Source organism: Pseudomonas sp. BBP2017 (genome assembly GCF_003024385.1).
In the GTDB taxonomy this organism is placed as follows: Bacteria; Pseudomonadota; Gammaproteobacteria; order Pseudomonadales; family Pseudomonadaceae; genus Aquipseudomonas.
Window position 1 is genome coordinate 13,212 of the sequence record NZ_PVZN01000029.1, and the last position, 21,628, is coordinate 34,839.

The 21,628-nt window shown below is 60.7% G+C and carries 22 protein-coding genes; 3 read left to right on the forward strand and 19 right to left on the reverse strand.

The genetic code is table 11. The features are described 5' to 3' along the window. Positions 1-2: 2 nt before the first annotated feature. The 3 genes from C6382_RS23090 to C6382_RS23100 form a co-directional block, all read right to left on the reverse strand. Positions 3-608, reverse strand: coding sequence for a DUF4823 domain-containing protein (locus C6382_RS23090; protein WP_107026625.1), 606 nt, complete (start codon positions 606-608; stop codon positions 3-5). Between the two features lie 66 nt (positions 609-674). Then, complete coding sequence (locus tag C6382_RS23095) at positions 675-1,643, reverse strand: GTP 3',8-cyclase MoaA (protein ID WP_107026626.1); 969 nt, start codon at positions 1,641-1,643, stop codon at positions 675-677. A gap of 127 nt (positions 1,644-1,770) precedes the next feature. Beyond that, entirely contained in the window at positions 1,771-2,409 is a 639-nt protein-coding gene (locus tag C6382_RS23100; protein WP_038608617.1) for a TetR/AcrR family transcriptional regulator, read from the reverse strand. 72 nt (positions 2,410-2,481) lie between these two features. Here C6382_RS23100 and C6382_RS23105 point away from each other — a divergent pair, with 72 nt between their 5' ends. Further along, positions 2,482-3,615 carry an aminotransferase class V-fold PLP-dependent enzyme gene (locus C6382_RS23105; RefSeq protein ID WP_107026627.1) on the forward strand — a complete coding sequence of 378 codons (1,134 nt, stop codon included), beginning with the start codon at positions 2,482-2,484 and terminating at the stop codon, positions 3,613-3,615. Between the two features lie 240 nt (positions 3,616-3,855). On the opposite strand, the gene C6382_RS23110 is transcribed toward C6382_RS23105, so the two are convergent. From C6382_RS23110 to C6382_RS23165, 12 genes are all read right to left on the reverse strand, one after another. Continuing rightward, entirely contained in the window at positions 3,856-4,635 is a 780-nt protein-coding gene (locus C6382_RS23110) for a TatD family hydrolase (RefSeq protein ID WP_107026628.1), read from the reverse strand. A 43-nt stretch (positions 4,636-4,678) separates the two neighbouring features. After that, on the reverse strand, positions 4,679-5,665 hold the full coding sequence (locus C6382_RS23115) for a DNA polymerase III subunit delta' (protein WP_107026629.1): 987 nt from the start codon (positions 5,663-5,665) through the stop codon (positions 4,679-4,681). Beyond that, positions 5,658-6,290 (reverse strand): dTMP kinase, encoded by a 633-nt coding sequence (gene tmk / locus C6382_RS23120; protein WP_107026630.1) that lies wholly within the window; start codon positions 6,288-6,290, stop codon positions 5,658-5,660. The genes C6382_RS23115 and tmk overlap by 8 nt, the downstream gene beginning before the upstream one ends. Before the next feature lie 19 nt (positions 6,291-6,309). Further along, positions 6,310-7,452: an endolytic transglycosylase MltG gene (gene mltG, locus C6382_RS23125; RefSeq protein ID WP_107026631.1), complete on the reverse strand. Its 1,143-nt coding sequence runs from the start codon at positions 7,450-7,452 to the stop codon at positions 6,310-6,312. Positions 7,453-7,455: 3 nt separating this feature from the next. Continuing rightward, complete coding sequence (gene pabC, locus C6382_RS23130) at positions 7,456-8,271, reverse strand: aminodeoxychorismate lyase (protein ID WP_107026632.1); 816 nt, start codon at positions 8,269-8,271, stop codon at positions 7,456-7,458. After that, the gene (fabF, locus tag C6382_RS23135) at positions 8,271-9,515 is read right to left on the reverse strand and encodes a beta-ketoacyl-ACP synthase II (protein ID WP_107026633.1); all 1,245 of its coding nucleotides are present in this window, start codon (positions 9,513-9,515) and stop codon (positions 8,271-8,273) included. Before fabF ends, pabC begins: the two co-directional genes overlap by 1 nt. 105 nt (positions 9,516-9,620) lie before the next feature. Then, on the reverse strand, positions 9,621-9,857 hold the full coding sequence (gene acpP, locus C6382_RS23140) for an acyl carrier protein (RefSeq protein ID WP_003175607.1): 237 nt from the start codon (positions 9,855-9,857) through the stop codon (positions 9,621-9,623). A 195-nt stretch (positions 9,858-10,052) separates the two neighbouring features. Beyond that, positions 10,053-10,793: a 3-oxoacyl-ACP reductase FabG gene (gene fabG / locus C6382_RS23145; protein ID WP_107026634.1), complete on the reverse strand. Its 741-nt coding sequence runs from the start codon at positions 10,791-10,793 to the stop codon at positions 10,053-10,055. A gap of 16 nt (positions 10,794-10,809) precedes the next feature. After that, positions 10,810-11,748, reverse strand: coding sequence for an ACP S-malonyltransferase (gene fabD / locus C6382_RS23150; RefSeq protein ID WP_107026635.1), 939 nt, complete (start codon positions 11,746-11,748; stop codon positions 10,810-10,812). A gap of 129 nt (positions 11,749-11,877) precedes the next feature. After that, positions 11,878-12,888 (reverse strand): phosphate acyltransferase PlsX, encoded by a 1,011-nt coding sequence (plsX, locus tag C6382_RS23155; RefSeq protein WP_107026636.1) that lies wholly within the window; start codon positions 12,886-12,888, stop codon positions 11,878-11,880. A gap of 3 nt (positions 12,889-12,891) precedes the next feature. Continuing rightward, positions 12,892-13,074, reverse strand: a complete 183-nt coding sequence (rpmF, locus tag C6382_RS23160; protein ID WP_010223221.1) for a 50S ribosomal protein L32 — start codon at positions 13,072-13,074, stop codon at positions 12,892-12,894. A gap of 13 nt (positions 13,075-13,087) precedes the next feature. Further along, positions 13,088-13,615 carry a YceD family protein gene (locus C6382_RS23165; RefSeq protein WP_010223220.1) on the reverse strand — a complete coding sequence of 176 codons (528 nt, stop codon included), beginning with the start codon at positions 13,613-13,615 and terminating at the stop codon, positions 13,088-13,090. Between the two features lie 95 nt (positions 13,616-13,710). Here C6382_RS23165 and C6382_RS23170 point away from each other — a divergent pair, with 95 nt between their 5' ends. Continuing rightward, on the forward strand, positions 13,711-14,286 hold the full coding sequence (locus C6382_RS23170; RefSeq protein WP_107026637.1) for a nucleoside triphosphate pyrophosphatase: 576 nt from the start codon (positions 13,711-13,713) through the stop codon (positions 14,284-14,286). A 127-nt stretch (positions 14,287-14,413) separates the two neighbouring features. Here the strand turns inward: C6382_RS23170 and C6382_RS23175 are convergent, their stop codons facing one another. The 3 genes from C6382_RS23175 to rluC are packed head-to-tail and all read right to left on the reverse strand — an operon-like array spanning position 14,414 to position 17,027. Continuing rightward, positions 14,414-15,397, reverse strand: coding sequence for a S49 family peptidase (locus C6382_RS23175; protein ID WP_107026638.1), 984 nt, complete (start codon positions 15,395-15,397; stop codon positions 14,414-14,416). Between the two features lie 6 nt (positions 15,398-15,403). Then, complete coding sequence (locus C6382_RS23180) at positions 15,404-16,081, reverse strand: HAD family hydrolase (RefSeq protein ID WP_107026639.1); 678 nt, start codon at positions 16,079-16,081, stop codon at positions 15,404-15,406. Continuing rightward, positions 16,071-17,027 carry a 23S rRNA pseudouridine(955/2504/2580) synthase RluC gene (rluC, locus tag C6382_RS23185; protein WP_010223216.1) on the reverse strand — a complete coding sequence of 319 codons (957 nt, stop codon included), beginning with the start codon at positions 17,025-17,027 and terminating at the stop codon, positions 16,071-16,073. The genes C6382_RS23180 and rluC overlap by 11 nt, the downstream gene beginning before the upstream one ends. Positions 17,028-17,773: 746 nt before the next feature. On the opposite strand from rluC, the gene rne reads away from it, so the two are divergent. Further along, positions 17,774-20,869 carry a ribonuclease E gene (rne, locus tag C6382_RS23195; RefSeq protein WP_107026640.1) on the forward strand — a complete coding sequence of 1,032 codons (3,096 nt, stop codon included), beginning with the start codon at positions 17,774-17,776 and terminating at the stop codon, positions 20,867-20,869. 243 nt (positions 20,870-21,112) lie between these two features. On the opposite strand, the gene C6382_RS23200 is transcribed toward rne, so the two are convergent. Further along, positions 21,113-21,298: a hypothetical protein gene (locus C6382_RS23200; protein ID WP_107026641.1), complete on the reverse strand. Its 186-nt coding sequence runs from the start codon at positions 21,296-21,298 to the stop codon at positions 21,113-21,115. Positions 21,299-21,628 lie beyond the last annotated feature (330 nt).

Sequence of the window (21,628 nt, forward strand, 5' to 3'; positions counted from 1 at the left end):
CCTCAACGACTCATGCCCAAAAGGCTACGAGCGTAATCCTCAAGCGGTGGCCCGAGCAAATCTTCCGGCCTATTGTCGTGAAACGTCAGCAATCCGCCACGGCTGTTGATCCGCGTAGTATCGATGAGGTAGCGGGTATTGGTTTCGATGAGCATCAACTGGATCACACCGGTATCGATGCCCAGACGGTCGACGGCTTGCTCGTCATACCACTCATCACCGTTGCCAATGCGGTCATCGGTGCGGGCAAAGCGCGCATAGAGCACGTAATGGGCACCCACTCCACGCGCTTCCACCAGGGCCTGTTCCAGCCCCAGCGGCCCCTGAGCACGACGGACCATGGGGAAGTATTCGACAAAGCCCTTGTAGGCTTCTTCTGCTACCACGTTAGGCCGTGGATAAGGCCCCTTGCCTGGAGGGACGAAGGTACCCTGACCAATGTAAATGAATGAATCAGGCTGCAAACGCACCGACAGCGAACGGCGGGTGTCGCTGTGATCGAGCAGACCGGCATCACTCATGTGATAACGGACACCCTCGCCCATATCGCTGACATTCATACAGCCGCCCAGCGCCATCAGCGCCAGCAGCAAAACCAGGCTACGCATCTATCCTCCAGTGGCCGGTGACGGAAAACCGGCGAACGGCTGACAGATGCAGCTTTTGCGCCAGTCTTAGCCGCCGATGATTTTCATCACCGTTGCACCACCAGAAAACGCCACCGATTGCTTGTCGCCAAGGGCCTTGACCAGCAACCCCTGCAGCGCCGGCAAGGCCTGGTGACGCGGCTTGTCGAGCAAGTCGCCGATATAGTGACGGTTGCTCGACGACAGGCAGCCGTGCAGCCAGCCGGTGGACGACAGGCGCAAGCGTGAACAGGTTCGGCAGAACGGTACGCTTTCGTTGGCGATCACACCAAAGTAACCCTGGCCGGGGATCTGATAGCGCAGCGCCGTGGCATCCACCGGCGCATTGGCCTGCAGGTATTCGTAACGCTCGCCGATCAACTGCAGCAAGTGCTCGAGACTGACGAACTGCTGCAGGAAGGCATTACTGTCACGGGCCAGGTGGCCCATGCGCATCAACTCGATGAAGCGCAGCTCGTAGCCGCGAGCGAGACAATGATCGAGGAGCGGTACCACCTGATCGAAGTTCTGCCCACGCAAAGGCACCATGTTGACCTTGATTTTCATCCCGGCCGCACTGGCCTGCTCCATGCCATCAAGCACAGTGGCCAGGTCGCCACCGCGAGCAATACGCCGGAAGGCATCAGGATCGAGGGTATCAAGGGAAACATTAAGCCGACGGATACCGGCCGCACGCAGCAACGGCAGCTTGCGAGCCAATAATTGGCCGTTGGTGGTCAGGCTGATTTCGTCAAGGCCAAGGCCTGCGACTGAAGCAAGAAAGGTTTCAAGCCTGGGACTGACCAGCGGCTCACCACCGGTAATGCGCAAACGCTCGATGCCGGCAGCTTCGATCAGGTAGGCCACGGCGCGGGCCATGGCCTCGGCAGACAGCTCATCCTGGGCCGCCACCAGACGCTTGCCGTCCGGTACGCAATAGGTGCAGGCATAGTTGCAGGCAGCGGTAAGGCTGACACGCAAGTTGCGAAAACGCCTGCCTTGGCGGTCGACGATCATGGATGACTCCGGCATGGATGAATCGGGCCTGTAAAACCTGACTCAAAAATCAGGTTTTTGCAAGCCTCATACCTGAGTATATTCCCGCACGAGCCACGCCAGTAGTTTCGTTCGACCGCTGAACAGATCAGCTGCCGGTGGCGTCCGGATCGCGCTTGCGCTTGTTACCCATGCGCACACCGATATCCATCAGGAACTGGAAAAAGCCTTCCTGGTCTTCCAGCACGTTGCTCCAGAACGGCGAGTGATAGAGCGCCACGGCGCCATGCACCAGCGCCCAGGCGGCGCAGTAGTGGAAGTACGGCGGCACGTCTTCAAGCTTGCCTTCGCTGATGCGACCCTTGATCAGCAAGGTCAGGCGGTCGAAATTGGAGGCACGGATCTTGTGCAGCTCCTCGACCATCTCCGGCACCTGGTTGCCCTTGACCACCTTCTCTTCAAGGCGGTCGAACAAGCGGTAACGCTGCGGATCGCGCATGCGGAATTCGAAGTAGGCACGCGACAGGGCTTCCTTGTCGCGGTCAACATCGGCAGAGTGCAACAGTTCGTTCAAATCGCGCTCGTAGTCGAGCATCAGGCGCAGATAGATCTCCGCCTTGGATTTGAAATGCTTGTAGATCGTGCCTTTGCCGATACCGACTGCATCAGCGATCATCTCGACGGTGACACTGTCTTCACCCTGTTCGAGAAACAGCTTGAGCGCGGTATCGAGAATTTCTTGCTCACGGCGACGAAACTCACGGACCTTACGAGGTTCTTTCTGCATAAGAAGGACTGGATCAAAATCGAAGCCGGTTATTATGCCTAACTTGCGCCAAAATGCACGGATCATCCGACCATGTCTATGTTTCTTGATGAGTTTGAACAGGCTCCGGGCCTTCGCTACCTGAACCATGCAGCCGTCGCTCCCTGGCCAAGAAGGGCCAGCCAGGCGGTTGCGCGCTTTGCCAACGAAAACGTTTGGCTTGGTGCCAGGGACTATCCGGACTGGATGGCCATGGAGCAACGCCTGCGCGAACGCTTGATGCGCCTGACGAACGCACCCTCGACCGATGACATCGCCCTGGTCAAGAACACCTCCGAGGCACTGTCGTTCGTTGCTTTCGGCATCGATTGGCAGGCCGGTGACCAGATCGTCATCAGCGACGAAGAGTTCCCCTCCAACCGCATCGTCTGGGAAGCCTTGGCCGACCAGGGTGTAGAAGTGATCCAGGTGAGCCTCAATGGGCAGGACCCGGAAGCCGATCTGCTGGCCGCCTGTGGGCCGCGCGCGCGCCTGCTGGCGATCAGCGCTGTTCAGTTTGCCAGCGGCCTGCGCCTGGACCTGGTGCGGCTCGGCCAAGGCTGCCGTGAGCGCAACGTGCTGTTCTGTATCGACGCCATTCAGCAACTGGGTGCCCTGCCCTTCGATGTGCAAGCCTATCAGTGCGACTTTGCCATGGCCGATGGTCACAAGTGGATGCTTGGCCCGGAAGGCCTCGGCGTTTTCTATTGCCGCGCCGAGGTTCGCCCACAGCTGAAGCTCAGCGAGTACGGCTGGCACATGCTAGAGCACATGGGCGACTACACCCGCACCGAGTGGGCGCCGGCCCGCAGCGCCCGGCGCTTTGAATGCGGCAGCCCGAACATGCTCGGCGCGGCGGCGCTGGACGCGAGCCTGTCGCTGCTGGAAGAAATGGGCATGGAACAGGTATCGACGCTGCTTGCAGAACGGGTGCAGTGGCTCTATGAAGGGCTGGCAGCCATTCCTGGGGTTCAACTGCACAGCCCGGAAGATCCGCAGCGCCGTTCCGGGATCGTTTCGTTCAGCATCGCCGGGATCGACAATACCCAGGCCTACCAGAAACTCAAACAGCAGCAGGTGGTTTGCATCACCCGCGGGCCTGGTGTGCGCTTTTCACCGCATTTCTACACGCCCAAGCAGGTAATCGACGAAACTCTGGCAATTGTGCGGCAAATTGCAGAGCGATGAGTGCTCAGCAGCCGTGGCCGTATTCCAAATCTGTTTAAAAAACGAGCAATCGCCGCTGGCAGCCCGCCAATCCTGACCAATACTTCAGGTGTTGGCGTGGCGCATCCCCCCAAGTGGCGCGCCGATAAAGGTGCTCAGGGACCGCGTACCTTTGTTTTACTCCTAATGGTCTTAACCCGGATTCACCCCCCAGAACCCGGGTTTTTTTTGCCTGCCATTTTGGTGGGAGCGGGGGGAACCCTAAAGACGCGCCAACGGGAACAGACGCTTGAAGTTCGCGGTGGTTTGTTCGGCCAATTGCTCGTAGCTTTCGCCCCGCACCATCGCGACGAACTCCGCCACTTCGCGCACATACTGCGGCAGGTTCGGTTTACCGCGATACGGAATCGGCGCCAGGTAAGGCGAATCGGTTTCGACCAGCAGGCGATCAGCCGGCACCTGCCGGGCCACATCGCGCAAGGCATCGGCATTGCGGAAGGTGACGATGCCGGACAGCGAGATGTAGTAGCCCAGGTCCAGCGCTGCCCTGGCCATATCCCAGTCTTCGGTGAAGCAATGCAGCACACCGGCCTGGCTCAAGGCTGCTTCGCGCAGCAGGTTCAGGGTGTCGGCACGCGCCGCGCGGGTATGAATGATCACTGGCTTACCGGTAGCCTGCGCAGCCTGCAGGTGCAGGCGGAAGGACGCTTGCTGCACCTCGGCCGCTTCCGGCTCGTAGTGATAATCCAGCCCGGTTTCACCGATGGCCACCACATGCGGGTGCTCAAGCTCCTTGAGCAGCCACTCCAGCGGCGGCGCACCGTCGGGGGGCAGGTCCAGCGGATGGATGCCTACCGAGCAGTCAACGTCGCTGTAACGCTCGCTCAGGTCTTTGACCGCCTTGGCGTTGTCGGCGCTGACGCCGATGCACAGGAAGTGGCCAACACCACGGGCGCGGGCAGCATCAAGGGCCGTATCCAGAGACCCCTGGTGAGCGGTGAGATCAAGACGGTCGAGGTGGCAATGGGAATCTACAAGCATGGGCAGATGACAACACTGAAAAGAAATAAAGGGGCAGCCCGGCTCAACGCTGGCCAGGCAACATTGCCCAGGAAGCCAGTAGCGCTTCGAGCAATAGCACGCGATTGAGGTTGGCCTTGGCCAGAACCTTCTGGCGCTGGGCGAGAATCCAGTCCTGAATCTCCAGGACCTTGCCCTGGCCGCTCTTCTGCGCCAGGTATTGCACGACCTTGCGCATATCGTTCAAGCCTAAACCTTCCTCATCCTCGGTCAACTGGTAGCGCAGGATCAGGTTCGACCAGTCACAAAACCAGTCGAACAGCAGCAGCAAGGGAATGGCATTCCAGGCCTCGGCCAGCTGACTGGGGGATTGTTGCTGTTTAAGTAGTTTTTTCACCCCGTCAACCACCAGCGCGCGCTGCTCACGCACACCCTGCGCCTGCAAGCCTACCGCAGCCAGGGGTGAGCCAGCAGCGAGGCTCAGTAGCTCCAGACGCTCCTGCTCATCGCACTCTGGCAAGGCTGTACTCAACCAGGCCAGGCTCTGTGTGGCGCTGGGCAAAGGACACGCCTGCTGCACACAACGGCTCTTGATGGTCGGCAACAAGCGGCTTGGCTGATGGCTGACCAACAGCAGCACGGTATTGCCGGAAGGCTCTTCCAGGCTTTTGAGCAAGGCGTTGGCCGCATTGATATTCATCGCCTCGACCGGCTCGATCAACACCACCTTGCGCCCGCCCAGCTGTGCGGTCTGGACCACAAAGGACACCAGGTCACGCACCTGATCGACCTTGATCGGCTTGTCGGCCTCCTCCGGCTCCAGCACATAGTTGTCTGGATGACTGCCGGCTGCCAGCAACAGGCACGACTTGCACTGCCCACAGGCTTGCAGATTGGCCGGGCGCTGACACAGCAGCAAGGCCATCAGTCGCTCGGCCAGCGCGCGCTTGCCGATGCCTTGCGGCCCATGCAGCAGGTAGGCATGGGCATGCTGGGTACGCCCGGCCAATTGCTGCCACAAGGCCTGCTGCCAAGGGAAGGCCTCAGCCACGGCAGCACTCCAGGATCTGCGGCAGCAACGCATCCAGCGCTTGCTGCACCTGCGCCAGCGGTTGCGCGGCGTCGATCAGTTTGTACTGCTGCGGCGCCGCCTTGGCGCGCGCCAGGTAGGTCTGACGCACAGCCTCGAAAAAGGCCTGACCTTCCTGTTCAAAACGGTCCAGGCGGCCACGGGCGGCAGCGCGGGACAGGCCGATTTCCACTGGGAGGTCGAAGACCAGGGTCAGGTCCGGGCGCAACGTGCCCTGAACAAAATTTTCCAACGTGGCAATGCGCTCCAGCGACAGGCCACGGCCACCCCCTTGGTAGGCATAGGTGGCATCGGTGAAACGGTCACAGAGCACTACTGCGCCACGGGCCAGGGCCGGGCGAATCACTTCGGCCAGGTGCTGGGCACGGGCAGCGAACACCAGCAACAGCTCGGTGTCGGCATCCATTTTTTCGTCGCTGGGCGCCAGCAACAGTTCGCGGATTCGCTCGGCCAGCGGCGTGCCGCCAGGCTCACGGGTCAGCACCACATCCACGCCCTGGGCACGCAGGTGCTCGGCCAGGTATTCGCGGTTGGTGCTCTTGCCCGCGCCTTCGGGGCCTTCCAGGGTGATAAACAAGCCGCTCACAGGCAGTCCTTACAGTTATTCATTGCGAAGAGGTTGCACTGGCCGGTGCCGACGCTTCAGGTGCAGGCTCAGGGCTCGCCTCAGTGGATTCAGGGGCCTGCGGCTCGGCCTCAGGCTCAGATTCGTTCACCGGCGCCGGACTCGAACGGTAATCGGCACGGCGCTTGATCTGGTACTCGCGGACCGCAGAATTGTGCGCATCCAGGTCGTCGGAGAAGATATGGCTACCATCGCCACGGGCGACGAAGTACAGACTGCTGCCCGGCGTCGGGTTCAACGCGGCATGGATCGCTTCACGGCCGACCATGGCAATCGGGGTCGGCGGCAGACCAGCATTGGTATAGGTGTTGTACGGTGTCGGTTCGCGCAAGTCGGCGCGGGTGATCTTGCCGTTGTAACGTTCACCCATGCCATAGATCACTGTCGGGTCGGTCTGCAGCAACATGCCGATACGCATGCGGCGCACGAACACTCCAGCGATCTGACCACGCTCCTGCGGCACCCCGGTCTCCTTCTCCACCAAGGACGCCATGATCAGCGCCTGATACGGATCACGATACGGCAGGTCGGCCGGCCGCTCGGCCCACTCCTTGGCCAGCACTTCGTCCAGGCGCGCATAGGCTTGCTGGAGGAACTCGACATCAGTCATGCCACGCACGAAGCGATAGGTGTCAGGGAAGAAACGCCCTTCCGGAAATACGCCAGGATGACCGAGCTTATCCATCACCTCAGCATCACTGAGGCCATCGAGGGTCTGCTTGATTTTTTCGTGCCTGGCCAATGCCGAGCGCACCTGGCGGAAATTCCAGCCTTCGACCAGGGTCAGGCTGTACTGCACGACATCGCCACGGCGCCAGACTTCGAACAGGTCGCGCACGGTCATGCCAGGAGTCATGCGGTACTCGCCGGTGTGCAGCGGCACCCCCGCCATGTTGAAGCGCCAGTACAGACGCAACCAGAAGGCATCGTCCAGCAAGCCCTGGCTTTCCATGCGGTAGAACATGCGGTTGGGGTTGGTACCGGTGGGCACGTCGAGCAGTTGCTCCTGGCTAACGTGCAGGGTTTGCTCCAGAGCCGAACTCACTTTCCAGGCTGAAAAACCCAAGAACAGGCCCGCCAGAATCAATCCGGTTTCCAGCAGCACCAAGAATTTACGTCTCACAAATCAGGCATCCAGTAACGTACGGGCAATGGCCTGCAGTTTACGGGTGAGTGGACCCGGCGACCAGTTCAGCGATGCAAAAGCACGCACCGGCCAGACACCGTAGACGCTGTTGCAGACGAAGACTTCGTCAGCCTGCTCCAGGTCCTGCAGGGACAGATCGGTAATGCGTAGCGCCACCCCAGCTACTGCTGCCTGCTCGATCAGGGCCGCACGCATCACCCCGGCCACGCCGCAGCGGCTCAGATCAGCGGTCAGCAACTGGCCGTCGCGCACCAGGAACAGATTACTGTAGACCCCTTCAATGATGCGACCGGAAACATCACGCATCAATCCTTCGGCATGCTCGGCATCCTGCCATTCGGCACGCGCCAGCACCTGCTCAAGTCGATTAAGGTGTTTGAGCCCAGCCAGCAGTGGTTGTTCCGCAAGGCGAGTGTTGCAAGGGAAGAGACGAACGCCCTGCTCGGCATGCTGAGCAGGATAAACGGGCAAGGGACTACCCTGAAGAATACGCCGTGGCGCCACGCCAGCAGCAGGCGCATAGCCGCGCTGGCTGTCACCACGGACGAGAATCAGTTTGAGTACACCGTCACCCAGCACGCTGGCGTAACGACATAACTCGTCGCGAATCAGGCCATGGTCGGCGCTGATCGCCAGGCGCTGGCAACCCAGCGCCAGGCGATCGAGATGATACTCGAGCAACGATGGCCGACCGGCCTTGACCGCGATGGTCTCGAACAGACCATCGCCGTAGGCCAGCGCACGGCTTTGCAGATTGACTGCATCCGCCGGCAGGCCATCGATCCAGCTGTGCATCACTCGGCGAACCGGCGGAACACCAGCGAGCCGTTGGTACCGCCAAAACCGAAGGAGTTGGACAGCACTACATCGATCGGCATGTTGCGCGCCTGGTGCGGCACGAAGTCGAGGTCGCAGCCTTCGCTCGGCTCATCCAGGTTGATCGTCGGTGGTGCCACCTGGCCGTTGATCGAGAGCACACTGAAAATCGCCTCGACCGCACCAGCGGCACCGAGCAGGTGACCGGTCATCGATTTGGTCGAGCTGACCGCCAGCTTGTAGGCATGATCACCGAACACCGACTTTATCGCCGAAGACTCGGCCAGGTCGCCAGCCGGCGTCGAAGTGCCATGGGCGTTGATATAGTTGACCTGGTCCGCGTTCAGACCGGCATCACGCAGGGCATTGACCATACAGCGCGCTGCGCCGCTGCCGTCTTCTGGAGGCGAGGTCATGTGGTAGGCGTCGCCACTCATGCCAAAACCAACCAGTTCGGCATAGATGGTCGCACCTCGGGCCTTGGCGTGCTCGAGCTCTTCAAGCACCAGCGCACCGGCACCATCGGCAAGGACGAAGCCGTCGCGACCCTTGTCCCACGGACGGCTGGCACGGGTCGGGTCGTCATTGCGGGTCGACAGCGCCCGCGAGGCACCGAAACCGCCCATACCCAAACCGCAGGCCGCCATTTCCGCGCCGCCGGCAATCATCACATCGGCTTCACCGAAGGCAATGTTGCGCGCCGCCATACCGATACAGTGGGTACCAGTAGTGCAGGCCGTGGCAATGGCGTAGTTAGGTCCCTGTACACCCAGGTGGATCGACAGGAAACCGGAAATCATGTTGATGATCGAACCCGGCACGAAGAACGGCGAAATGCGCCGCGGGCCCTGCTCATGCAAAGTCCGGCTGGTTTCTTCGATATTGGTCAGGCCACCGATACCCGAGCCCATGGCTACGCCAATGCGCTCGCGGTTGGCATCGGTCACTTCCAGGCCGGCGTTACGCACTGCCTGAAAACCGGCTGCCAGGCCGTACTGAATGAACAGATCGAGCTTGCGGGCTTCCTTGACCGACAGGTACTGCTCAACCTCGAAGCCCTTTACCGAGCCGCCAAAACGGGTGGTGTAGGCAGACAGGTCCGTATGTTCAATCAGACCTATGCCACTGCGGCCAGCCAGAATGCCCTGCCAACTGCTCGGCACATCCGTACCCAGTGGCGACAGCATACCCATACCGGTGACCACGACGCGTCTACGCGACACAGCACTCTCCTTATTCAAATTGACTACATCTCTTGTAAAGAAAAAACCGCACGCCGGCGAAGGCAGTGCGGTTTTTCCATGACAAGAAGCGACGACTACAACGTCTTAGGCCTGGTGGCTGGTGACGTAGTCGATAGCAGCTTGAACAGTAGTGATCTTCTCGGCTTCTTCGTCAGGGATTTCGGTCTCGAATTCCTCTTCCAGAGCCATCACCAGCTCAACGGTGTCAAGGGAATCGGCACCCAGATCTTCGACGAAGGAAGCAGTGTTCACTACTTCTTCTTCTTTAACGCCCAGTTGCTCGGCGACGATTTTCTTGACGCGTTCTTCGATGGTGCTCATACCTTGTTTTCACTCCTAATGGACATATGTCAGGCGGCTGGCCGGTGTGTAAGTGTATAGAAAGACGTCCGCTTTTCAAGCGCAACACGCCTCGCCAGACCACACCTGCCAACCGACTAGAATCTGGTTGCAGCTTTATAACGGATTTTAGACAGCTCGTATGACATTTTTTTGAAGCAATCCGTCACATTAGATTTACATGTACATGCCGCCGTTGACCGGAATGGTCGCGCCAGTCACATAACCTGCGCCTTCAGAGGCCAGGAAAGCGACCACATTGGCGATTTCCTGAGCCTGGCCCAGACGCCCCAGGGGAATCTGGGTCTGCAGCGCTTCGCGCTGCGCTTCAGGCAATTCGCGGGTCATGTCGGTATCGATAAAGCCCGGGGTCACCGAGTTGACGGTGATCGCACGGGAGCCGACTTCACGCGCCAGGGCACGGCTGAAACCTTCCAGACCGGCCTTGGCTGCAGCGTAGTTGACCTGGCCAACGTTACCCATGGCGCCAACTACCGAACCGATGCTGATGATACGACCCCAGCGCGCCTTGGTCATGCCACGCAGTACGCCCTTGGACAGACGGTAGAGGCTGTTCAGGTTGGTGTCGATGACGTCGAACCACTCGTCGTCCTTCATGCGCAGCATGAGGTTGTCGCGGGTGATGCCGGCGTTGTTGACCAGGATGGTCGGCGCACCGAACTGCTCCTGGATCTTGGCCAGGGTGGCGCTGACCGACTCATCGCTGGTCACGTTCAGCTCCAGGCCGGTGCCGGTGATGCCGTGTTCTTTGAGGGTAGCGGCGATACGCTCGGCACCCGAGGCGGAGGTCGCGGTACCGATCACGGTAGCGCCCAGACGGCCCAGTTCCAGGGCGATAGCCTGGCCGATACCACGGCTGGCGCCGGTCACCAGTGCAACTTTACCTTGCAGGCTCATGCAAGCTTCTCCTAAATCAGGCCAGCGCCGCGCGGGCGGCGGCGAAAGCATCCGGGGTATTGAGGTTAGAGGTATTCACGCCATCGGCGCAGCGCTTGTTCAGGCCGGCCAGAACCTTGCCTGGACCGCACTCAACCAACTGTACCGCACCATTGGCAGCCAGGGTCTGTACGCACTCGACCCAGCGAACCGGCTTGTACAGCTGCTCGAGCAGGTCGCGCTTGAGGGTTTCGAGGTCCACGGCAACGGCAGCGCTGACGTTCTGCACCACCGGGATTTGCGGGGCCTGCCAGTCGATGGCATTGACCGACTCGGCAAAACGCTCGGCGGCAGGGCGCATCAGCTCGCAGTGCGACGGTACGCTGACCGGCAGCGGCAGTGCACGCTTGGCACCGGCAGCCTTGCAGGCTTCCATGGCGCGCTCGACAGCGGCCTTGGCACCCGCGATCACGACCTGGCCCGGCGAATTGAAGTTTACCGCACTGACCACTTCGCCTTGAGCTGCTTCAGCGCAGATACCCACGACGACAGCGTCGTCCAGACCGAGAATTGCCGCCATGGCGCCCTGCCCGGCCGGCACGGCCTCTTGCATGAGCTCGCCACGACGCTTGACCAGCTTGACCGCGTCACCCAGGCTCAGGCTGCCAGCGGCAACCAACGCGCTGTACTCGCCCAGACTGTGACCGGAAACGAAAGCCGGACGCGCACCGCCCTCTGCCAGCCACAGACGCCACAGGGCGATCGAGGCAGTGAGAATGGCCGGTTGGGTTTTATCGGTTTGGTTGAGTTGCTCTTCCGGACCCTCCTGGGTCAATGCCCAGAGGTCATAGCCCAGAGCCTCGGAGGCCTCGCGGAAGGTATCAATGACCAGCGGATACTGGGCGCCCAGCTCGGCAAGCATGCCGAGGGACTGCGAACCTTGACCGGGAAAGACGAATGCGAGGGATGCAGACATTGAACAAGCCCCTAATGATCTTGTCGTCGGAAATGAAGCGCCCAGCGCCAGGCTGAGCACAAGAAACTGAAGACTTGGATGGTAATGAGGACCAAGCGGTCACATTTAACCACTTCCTGAGGCATATGCCTAAAGCAACAGATCTTCCAGACGCCCGTGCAGGCGCTGTGGCAGATTTTCCTGAATCTCGATCAACGCGCGCTGGATGGCGCTCTGAAAGCCCTGTACACCAGCAGAACCATGACTCTTGATAACGATACCCTGCAAACCCAGAAAGCTTGCGCCATTATGCCGCGCCGGCGCCAGGTCAGCCTGCAGGCGCTTGAGCAGCGGCATGGCCACGGCACCCGCCAGGCGCGCGCCGAGCCCGCCTTTGAACAGGGCCTCGATGCGCGCGCCGATCATGGTCGCCAGGCCTTCGCTGGATTTGAGCAGGATATTGCCGACAAACCCGTCACACACCACCACATCCGCCTCACCGCGGTACAGCCCGTCACCTTCGACAAAGCCGATGTAGTTCAGCCCGCGGGCATTCTGCAGCATGTTGGCGGCGAGCTTGACCTGCTGATTACCCTTGATGTCTTCGGTGCCGACATTCAGCAAGGCCACGCGCGGCCGGGAGATACCCAGGGCCTGGGCGGCCACCGACCCCATCACGGCGAACTGATAGAGGTTTTCGGCACTGCAATCGACATTGGCACCCAGGTCGAGCAACTGGCAATAACCGGTCTGGGTGGGAATGGCCGCCACCATGGCCGGGCGGTCGATACCGGGCAGGGTTTTCAGCACATAACGCGACAGCGCCATCAGCGCTCCGGTATTACCGGCGCTCACGCAGGCCTGAACCTTGCCATCACGCAATAATTCCAGGGCCACGCGCATGGACGAATCAGGCTTGCCACGCAACGCTTGCGACGGCCGCTCATCCATGCCGATCACTTCGCTGGCCGCAACAATCTGCAGGCGCGCGCGATCCGCTGCCGACTGGCCAGCGACAAGGTCTTCTAGGAGGGAGGGTTGACCGACAAGGGTCAGGTGCAGCGAGGGGGTAGCCGACAGGCAAGCGATACTCGCCTGAACAATGCTGCGGGGACCGAAGTCCCCGCCCATTGCGTCAATCGCGATGATCTGAGCGGACAAGGATTACTCGTCAGCGCCCTTGTCGATCACTTTACGACCACGGTATACGCCTTCTGGCGATACGTGGTGACGCAGGTGTACTTCACCAGTGGTTTTCTCTACGGACAGAGCGTTTTCCGAGAGAGCGTCGTGCGAACGGCGCATGTCACGGGCAGAGCGGGATTTTTTGTTCTGCTGAACAGCCATAATTGATTAACTCCTAAACGTTTGGGTCACGCTTTAACTGCGCCAATACACTGAACGGGTTGGACCGTGTTACCTCGTCCTTGCTCGGTTCGGGCTCATCGGCGCCCGCCGGCTGCTGGCATTCTTCCGGATGATGAGCAGGCACGATGGGCAGGGCGAGCAAAAGCTCCTCCTCGACCAAAGCCTGCAGATCCAAAGGATCTTCGCCCAGTTCCAGCACGTCATAACCTTTCGGCAACGACTGGGTATTCGCACCCTCCTTCACCACGGCGTAAGTGCATTCGCTGTGGATCGGCAGGGTGACCAGCTCAAGACAACGCTGGCAAACCATCTTGACCTCAACGCTCAGGTCGGTGTGGATAACCACAGCCTTCTGCTCGTCTCGCTCAAAATCGAATTTAGCCTGCACCGTACCGACAGTGTCGGAAAGCGGGTCGCAGAGTCTCTCCAAATCGGCGAGCTGCAGTGTTCCTTCGAGGGAAACACCACGATCGGCCAATTTGCGCGGGTCAACGTGAGGTGGAATCGGGTCATTCAACATAGGCGCAGCATTCTAGGGATGACCCCCGCCCCTGTCAAAGGAAATTCGGCTGCGCTGTGCATGTTAGAATCGTTTCACCTGCCCAGGAGTTTATCATGCTGCCTTTATTACTGGCTTCCAGCTCGCCCTACCGGCGCGAATTGCTTGAGCGCTTGCGCCTGCCCTTCAGCTGGGCCTCCCCGGATATCGACGAACAACGCCTGCCCGAAGAGCCTGCCGTTGACCTGGTCAAGCGCCTGGCCCGGGAGAAAGCCCAGGCCCTGGCCACCAGCCATCCCGAGCACCTGATCATCGGCTCTGACCAGGTTGCCGTGCTCGGCGAGCAGATCCTCGGCAAGCCACACACCTTCGAGCGCGCCTGCGAGCAATTGCTCGCCGCCAGCGGCAACCATGTGACCTTTCTTACCGGCCTGGCCCTGCTCAATAGCGCTACCGGCCATTGCCAGGTCGATTGCGTGCCGTTCACGGTAAACATGCGCGAACTGGACCTGGCGCGCATCGAACGCTACCTGCGCACCGAACAGCCTTATGACTGCGCCGGCAGCTTCAAGGCCGAAGCCCTCGGCGTCAGCCTGTTCCAGAGCACCCACGGCGTGGACGCCACCAGCCTGGTCGGCCTGCCACTGATTCGGTTGGTGGATATGCTCCTGATCGAAGGCGTAACCCTGTAGGAGCGCGTTTGCCCCGCGATGCGACTCAACTGGCAGCTCACAATCGCGAGGCAAGCCCGCCCCCACCGGACCCACCCTAAATAAAAAGCCCCGGCATCTGCCGGGGCTTTTTTCACTTCGGTCGCACTCAGCGCAACGACGGCCCCTGAAAGCCCATCCACAGCGCCAGACGCTCGGCAACACTGGCACCCAGGCGCTTGGAGAAGCGATCAAATGGCGATTCTTCGATGGTGAAGTCGACCAACTCCTTCTCCCCCACCACTTCGCGCGCCACGTAACCGGCACTGCCCAGGCCATCCACCAGCCCCAGAGCCAGGGCCTGCTCGCCCGACCAGATCAGACCACTGAACAGCTCAGGGTGTTCTTTATCCTTAAGACGCTCACCACGCCCTTGCTTGACGCTGGCAATGAACTGCTTGTGGGTGGTTTCCAGCACACCCTGCCAGAACGCGGTTTCTTCAGGTTTCTGTGGCTGGAACGGATCGAGGAAAGCCTTGTGCTCGCCCGCAGTGTAGGTACGACGCTCAACACCGAGCTTCTCCATGGTGCCGACAAAGCCGTAACCGGCAGCCGTGACACCGATGGAACCGACCAGACTGGCCTTGTCGGCATAGATCTGATCCGCAGCACTGGCGATGTAATAGGCACCGGAAGCACCCAGATCACTGATCACCGCGTACAACTTGATTTGCGGGTACTCGGCGCGCAGACGACGAATTTCGTCATAGATGTAGCCCGACTGCACCGGACTACCACCCGGACTGTTGATCCGCAGGATCACCGCCTTGGTTTTCGAATCCTTGAACGCTTCGCGCAAGCCGCCGACGATGTTATCGGCACTGGCGGGCTCCTGATCGGCAATCATCCCGCGCACTTCAACCAGCGCGGTGTGATTGACGCCTCGAGAAGCGGCCTTATCCACATCCATCAAGGGACTGAACAGTGCGAGAATGCCAAACAGATAGGCAAAGGTCAGCAGCTTGAAGAAGATCCCCCAACGCCGCGCCCGGCGCTGCTCCTGCACACCTGCCAGGAGGGTTTTCTCCAACAGTTTCCAGCTTTTCTGCTCTTCGTTGTCTTCGGCAACAGGCGCCTTCCACTCGTCAGCCATACTCACCTACCCTGGAATTACTGCGGCAGGCGACCGGCTCAGCCAGGCCTGCAAATGTGAAAAATGCTCGATACAGACCTGCGGCCCGAAAGCACTCAGTGCTTGCGGCGACATCGCACCATAGGCGACAGCCACCGAATGCATGCCAGCATTACTGGCCATCAACAGATCGAACGACGAATCTCCGACCATCAACGCACGCCCAGGCTCGACCCGGCAATGCGCCAGAATCTCTTCGAGCATCTGTGGATGCGGCTTACCACGGCTTTCGTCGGCAGCCCGGGTGATATCGAAGTAATCCTGCCAGCCATTGGCCCGCAGCACCCGATCCAGACCACGACGCGCCTTGCCGGTGGCCACTGCCAGACGATAGCCCTGAGCGCGAAATGCCTCCAGCGACTCCAGCACACCCTCGAACAGGGGGGATGGCTGCTCATCCAGCGCCATGTACACATCGGCGTAGTGCTGACGAAACACCGCCACCTGCTCGGCATCCAGGTGCGGATACAGCGTAGCGATCGCCTCGGACAGCGCCAGACCAATTATACCCTTGACCGCCTCGTCATCGCAGCTAGCGTGACCGGCGCGACCGGCGGCCAGGTGCATGGACTCGACAATGCGCCCGATTGAGTCAGCCAGCGTGCCATCCCAATCGAAGATCAGCAGATCGTAATCACGCCGCACTCAAGCGCTCCACGGTTTTGGCCCACATCTCGTCCACCGGCGCCTCAAGTTTGAGCTCGCCACCATCAGGCAGGGGCACGGTCAGAGCATAAGCATGCAGGAACAGACGCTTGCCGCCCAGATCGCGAATTTCGCGGGTGAAATCTTCATCGCCATATTTGCTGTCGCCAGCAATGCAATGCCCTGCATGCAGAGCGTGCACGCGGATCTGGTGAGTACGGCCAGTGATCGGACGTGCCTCGACGATGGTGGCAAATTCACCAAAGCGGCGCAGTACACGGAAAATGGTCAGCGCCTCCTTGCCCTCGTCGTTGACTTCGACCATGCGCTCACCGGAACGCAAATTGCTCTTGAGCAACGGGGCATTGACCTGTTTCTTCGCGGTCGCCCAGTGACCACGGACCAGAGCCATGTAGCGCTTATCGACGCCATCACCGCGCAATGCGGCATGCAGGTGACGCAACATGCTGCGCTTTTTGGCGATCATCAACAGCCCGGACGTGTCACGGTCCAGGCGATGGACCAGCTCCAGCTCCTTGGCATCCGGACGCATCTGACGAAAGGCTTCGATCACACCGAAATTCAGGCCGCTACCGCCATGCACGGCGATGCCAGCCGGTTTGTTCAGCACGATCAAGGCCTTGTCTTCGTAGACAATGGCAGCCTCAAGACGCTGAAGCAAACCCTGGGCCACCGGCACAGGCTCGTCACGTTCCGGCAGACGAACGGGCGGCACGCGCACGATGTCACCGGCCTGCAGCTTGTACTCAGGCTTGATCCGCCCCTTGTTCACGCGCACTTCGCCTTTGCGCAAAATGCGGTAAATCAAGGTCTTGGGAACACCCTTGAGCGCTGTGATGAGGAAATTATCGATTCGTTGGCCGGCAAGTTCCGGCGCGACCTCGATCAGCTGGACGCCGGAGGTCGGAGGGGCATTAGTCGTCATTTGCCAATCATAACAATTTTTTATGGATTTGAAGCACTTAATGATTGCTGCTATAGTCGCGAACGCCGCCAAAAGCGGCTGGGCAGCGGACTCACGGCTTCTAGCCGGCCCTGACCGACGCAAAATCTCGAGGACGCGAGGCCGTCCGACGGGGCTTTTGCCAGTTTACAGAATTGCCTGGAATCGCCACCAGCGCCGTGCAGAGAAGACCGATAAAAACGACAAGAGCGGTGTTTTGCCCTCCCCCGATGTTTTTTTCGATGCCACTCTGTCAGTGCCGTCAATTTCACGCAGTCATGGCGAAGGCTTCGGAAATACCAGCCTTGGACATAAAAGGCGCGGGCTCCCGTATTGGAGCTGGCGATAAATGCAACCCGTTGCGGATTCAGCGCGCGGCAGCACCCGAATTATCAGGGATACGTGTAGGGTGGAGATGCACAACCGTCGGACCGTGTAGTACTGCGTCCAGTCCACAGGCCTTTTGGCCAGACGACCGGACCCGGTCTTGATCAAGATGCCCCCGGGCGTCCACGGCCGAAGGCTGATTCCTCCTCCTGACTGAGTGCATTTGACACCACAGCAAGCAGGACGCGTCGTCGCGACTTCGGCAGTACTGGGTTACCAGTCTGGCTCGACAGTCGCTGGACACGGGGGTGGCCCGCCACCCCTTGCGCACCTGACACCGACCGTGAGAAGTCGTGTGTGCCGAACGCCGTTTCCGGCAGCCCGGAAACCGACGGTATTACATGAAAAGAATGCTGATTAACGCGACTCAACCCGAAGAGTTGCGTGTAGCTCTGGTAGACGGCCAACGTCTCTACGACCTGGACATCGAGTCCGGTGCGCGCGAGCAGAAGAAGGCCAACATCTACAAAGGCCGGATCACCCGGATCGAACCCAGCCTGGAAGCCGCTTTCGTCGACTTCGGCTCCGAACGTCACGGCTTTCTGCCGCTGAAAGAAATCTCCCGCGAATACTTCAAGAAGTCCCCGGAAGGCCGGGTGAACATCAAGGAAGTGCTCAGCGAAGGCCAGGAAGTCATCGTCCAGGTCGAGAAAGAAGAGCGCGGCAACAAGGGCGCAGCCCTGACTACCTTTATCAGCCTGGCTGGCCGCTACCTGGTGCTGATGCCGAACAACCCGCGTGCCGGCGGCATCTCCCGCCGCATCGAAGGCGAAGAGCGCAATGAACTGCGCGAAGCCCTGAACGGTCTGGTCGCCCCTGCCGACATGGGCCTGATCGTGCGTACTGCCGGCCTCGGCCGCAGCAGCGAAGAAATGCAATGGGACCTGGACTACCTGCTGCAGCTCTGGACCGCGATCAAAGAAGCCTCCCAGGACCGCGCCGCACCTTTCCTGATCTACCAGGAAAGCAATGTCATCATCCGCGCCATCCGCGACTACCTGCGCCAGGACATCGGCGAAGTACTGATCGACAGCATCGATGCCCAGGAAGAAGCCCTGACCTTCATCCGCCAGGTGATGCCGCAGTACGCCAGCAAGATCAAACTGTATGAAGACAGCGTTCCGCTGTTCAACCGCTTCCAGATCGAAAGCCAGATCGAAACCGCCTTCCAGCGTGTCGTCGACCTGCCATCCGGCGGCTCGATCGTTATCGATCCGACCGAAGCCCTGGTGTCCATCGACATCAACTCGGCGCGCGCCACCAAAGGCAGCGACATTGAGGAAACCGCCCTGCAGACCAACCTGGAAGCGGCTGAAGAAATCGCCCGCCAGCTGCGCCTGCGTGACATCGGCGGCCTGATCGTCATCGACTTCATCGACATGACCCCAGCCAAGAACCAGCGCGCCGTCGAAGAAAAGGTCCGCGAGTGCCTGGAAGCCGACCGTGCCCGCGTACAGGTCGGTCGCATCTCGCGCTTCGGCCTGCTGGAAATGTCCCGTCAGCGCCTGCGTCCATCCCTGGGCGAAAGCAGCGGCATCGTCTGCCCACGCTGCAGCGGCACCGGCATCATCCGTGACGTCGAGTCCCTGTCGCTGGCGATCCTGCGCCTGATCGAAGAAGAAGCGCTGAAAGACCGCACCGCCGAAGTTCGCGCGCAAGTGCCGATTCCGGTTGCAGCCTTCCTGCTCAATGAAAAACGCAACTCGATCACCAAGATCGAACTGCGCACCCGGGCACGTATCGTCATCCTGCCGAACGACCACCTGGAAACCCCGCACTTCGAAGTCCAGCGTCTGCGCGACGACAGCCCGGAAGCGCTGAGCAGCCAGTCCAGCTACGAAATCGCCGCCGCCGAAACCGAAGAAGTCCAGCCGACTGCCGCCACCCGCACCCTGGTTCGCCAGGAAGCTGCGGTCAAGACCGCACCGGCTCGCGCCAACGCTCCGGTTCCGACTGCTCCGGAACAACCTGCAGCCGCGCCGGTACACGTCGCGCCAGAGCCAAGCCTGTTCAAAGGCCTGGTGAAGTCGCTGGTCAGCCTGTTCGCCGGCAAGGAAGAGCCTGCCGCCGCTCCTGTAGTCGCCGAAAAGCCGGCCACCGAACGCCCGCAGCGTAACGAAGAGCGCCGCAACGGTCGTCAGCAAAGCCGCAACCGCAATGGCCGTCGCGATGAAGAGCGCAAGCCGCGTGAAGAGCGTGCCCCGCGTGAAGAGCGTCAACCACGCGAAGCCCGGGAAGAAACCCAGGCCCGCGAAGAGCGCGCCCCACGTCAGCCACGCGAAGAACGTCAGCCTCGCGCCCCGCGTGAAGAGCGCCGCTCCCGCGAAGACCGTCCGGTCCGCGAACTGCGCGAGCCGCTGGATGCTGCCACCCCGGCCGTGCGTGAAGAGCGCCCCGAGCGCGCCCCACGTGAAGAACGCCAGCCGCGCGAAGAGCGCAGCCCACGTGAAGAACGTGCACCACGCGAAGAGCGAGCGCCTCGTGAAGAACGTGCGCCTCGTGAAGAGCGTCAACCACGTCCTCCACGCGAGGAGCGCCAGCCTCGTCCAGCCGAACAGGCTGCGGAAGCGACTGAAGAGCAACTGCCGAACGAAGAACTGCTACAGGACGACAACCAGGAAGGCATCGAAGGCGAACGCCCACGTCGCCGCTCCCGCGGCCAGCGTCGCCGCAGCAACCGTCGTGAGCGTCAGCGTGATGCCAACGGCAACGTCGTTGAAGGCGCCGAAGACGGCAGCGAAGAAGGCAACGAGCCGTCGGGCGCCGAACTGGCAGCTGGCCTGGCTGTCACCGCCGCCGTTGCAACCAGCAACATCAGCGCTGAAGCCGAGGCCCAGGCCAACGTTCAAGCTGAACGTGCTACTGCTGCCATTGAAGAGGCTGCACCGGTAGCTGCTGAGGTTGTTGCCGCAGAGACCGTTGAAGCAACCGAGCCGACTGCAGTCGAGCCTGTTGTGGTTGAAGCGCAACAGCCTGTCGTTGCTGAAGAAGTGGCAATCGCCCCAGTGGTCGAGCAGCCACTCAACGAACCTGCGGCTGTGGTTGAAGCGAGCATCGAGCCGATTGTCGAAGTTGCCCCTCAGCCAATTGTAGAAGCGCCGGCTGAAGTGGCTGTCACCGCCGAGCCAGTGGTTGAAGCAGCACGTGAGCCAGAAGCTGCTCGGGCCCCTGTAGTTGAAGCTGAAGCTGCCAAGCCGGCTGTTGCCGAGGCAGCGCCAGTTGCAACTGAACAGGCACCTGCTGCCGAGCCAGCGGTGGTCGAAGCACCGGTAGTGATGCTGCCGAACGGCCGTGCACCAAACGACCCGCGCGAAGTACGTCGCCGCAAGCGTGAGGCCGAAGCAGCAGCTGCCGCCGCTGCCGCTGCCCAAACCGCGCCGGTCGAGCAACAACCTGAAGCCCTGGAAACCACAGAAGAGCACAAACCGCTCGTCTGATCATCCAGGCAGTAACAAGCCCCGCCAGGTAACTGGCGGGGCTTTTTTATGGCTGTCATGGAGTCCCGGGGACTATGATCCTTGGGTTGGGTTGGGTTGGGTTGGGTTGGGTTGGGTTGGGACTTGAGGCTGCGAGCTTATCCAGTCAATGTGGTGCCGCTGCTGGCCCCTTCCGCCCTTACGGCGGGTCCCTTTTCCGCCTGCTCCTGCATCCGGCCCTACGCTGCGCTCCGGGTCCCCTCGCTACGGTGCCTCCTGAAGTCGCGAAGTTACGGGCGGCGCCTGCACGGACGTATCTTCGAAATCAGATATCGGCGGCGGCAAGCTGACGCTAGCGCGGGGCAAGCCCGCTTGCAAAGCGAGTAACAACTCGCTGTTGATCTCGCTCTCGCTCTCGCTCTTGATCTTGATCTTGATCTTGATCTTCATGCACGTTGGTTCAGGCGCCGCGGAGTGCGACTTCAGGAGGCCGAGTGGAGGTGCCTGTAGGGGCAGTGCGCAGCACCTTCGGCGTTAGCCGAAGACGCGAGACGTAGACTTGGCGAAGCAAGTCGTAGGCCGCGTGGCCCCGGAAGGCGCCGTAGCGTAGGGCCGGATGCAGGAGCGAGCGGTTTTGCCTACTTTTTCCAAGATGTATGGACCGGAGACATGGTGGACAGGTGTACGGGGACATGGTTGACACTTTTCGGCAAGCAAACCTGCCGGGAATTCGACCATGCCTTGGAACGCGAGAGACGCCATGAGCTTGAGAGAAGAGTT

Excerpts from the sequence above, each read along its gene's own strand:
- C6382_RS23095 (WP_107026626.1), bottom strand. The coding sequence starts at position 1,643 with ATGATCGTCGACCGCCAAGGCAGGCGTTTTCGCAACTTGCGTGTCAGC.
- C6382_RS23105 (WP_107026627.1), top strand. The coding sequence starts at position 2,482 with ATGTCTATGTTTCTTGATGAGTTTGAACAGGCTCCGGGCCTTCGCTAC.
- C6382_RS23110 (WP_107026628.1), bottom strand. The coding sequence starts at position 4,635 with ATGCTTGTAGATTCCCATTGCCACCTCGACCGTCTTGATCTCACCGCT.
- C6382_RS23100 (WP_038608617.1), bottom strand. The coding sequence starts at position 2,409 with ATGCAGAAAGAACCTCGTAAGGTCCGTGAGTTTCGTCGCCGTGAGCAA.
- acpP (WP_003175607.1), bottom strand. The coding sequence starts at position 9,857 with ATGAGCACCATCGAAGAACGCGTCAAGAAAATCGTCGCCGAGCAACTG.
- rpmF (WP_010223221.1), bottom strand. The coding sequence starts at position 13,074 with ATGGCTGTTCAGCAGAACAAAAAATCCCGCTCTGCCCGTGACATGCGC.
- rluC (WP_010223216.1), bottom strand. The coding sequence starts at position 17,027 with ATGACGACTAATGCCCCTCCGACCTCCGGCGTCCAGCTGATCGAGGTC.
- rne (WP_107026640.1), top strand. The coding sequence starts at position 17,774 with ATGAAAAGAATGCTGATTAACGCGACTCAACCCGAAGAGTTGCGTGTA.
- C6382_RS23090 (WP_107026625.1), bottom strand. The coding sequence starts at position 608 with ATGCGTAGCCTGGTTTTGCTGCTGGCGCTGATGGCGCTGGGCGGCTGT.
- fabG (WP_107026634.1), bottom strand. The coding sequence starts at position 10,793 with ATGAGCCTGCAAGGTAAAGTTGCACTGGTGACCGGCGCCAGCCGTGGT.
- C6382_RS23175 (WP_107026638.1), bottom strand. The coding sequence starts at position 15,397 with ATGGCTGACGAGTGGAAGGCGCCTGTTGCCGAAGACAACGAAGAGCAG.
- C6382_RS23200 (WP_107026641.1), bottom strand. The coding sequence starts at position 21,298 with ATGAAGATCAAGATCAAGATCAAGATCAAGAGCGAGAGCGAGAGCGAG.
- pabC (WP_107026632.1), bottom strand. The coding sequence starts at position 8,271 with ATGCACAGCTGGATCGATGGCCTGCCGGCGGATGCAGTCAATCTGCAA.
- C6382_RS23170 (WP_107026637.1), top strand. The coding sequence starts at position 13,711 with ATGCTGCCTTTATTACTGGCTTCCAGCTCGCCCTACCGGCGCGAATTG.
- fabD (WP_107026635.1), bottom strand. The coding sequence starts at position 11,748 with ATGTCTGCATCCCTCGCATTCGTCTTTCCCGGTCAAGGTTCGCAGTCC.
- C6382_RS23165 (WP_010223220.1), bottom strand. The coding sequence starts at position 13,615 with ATGTTGAATGACCCGATTCCACCTCACGTTGACCCGCGCAAATTGGCC.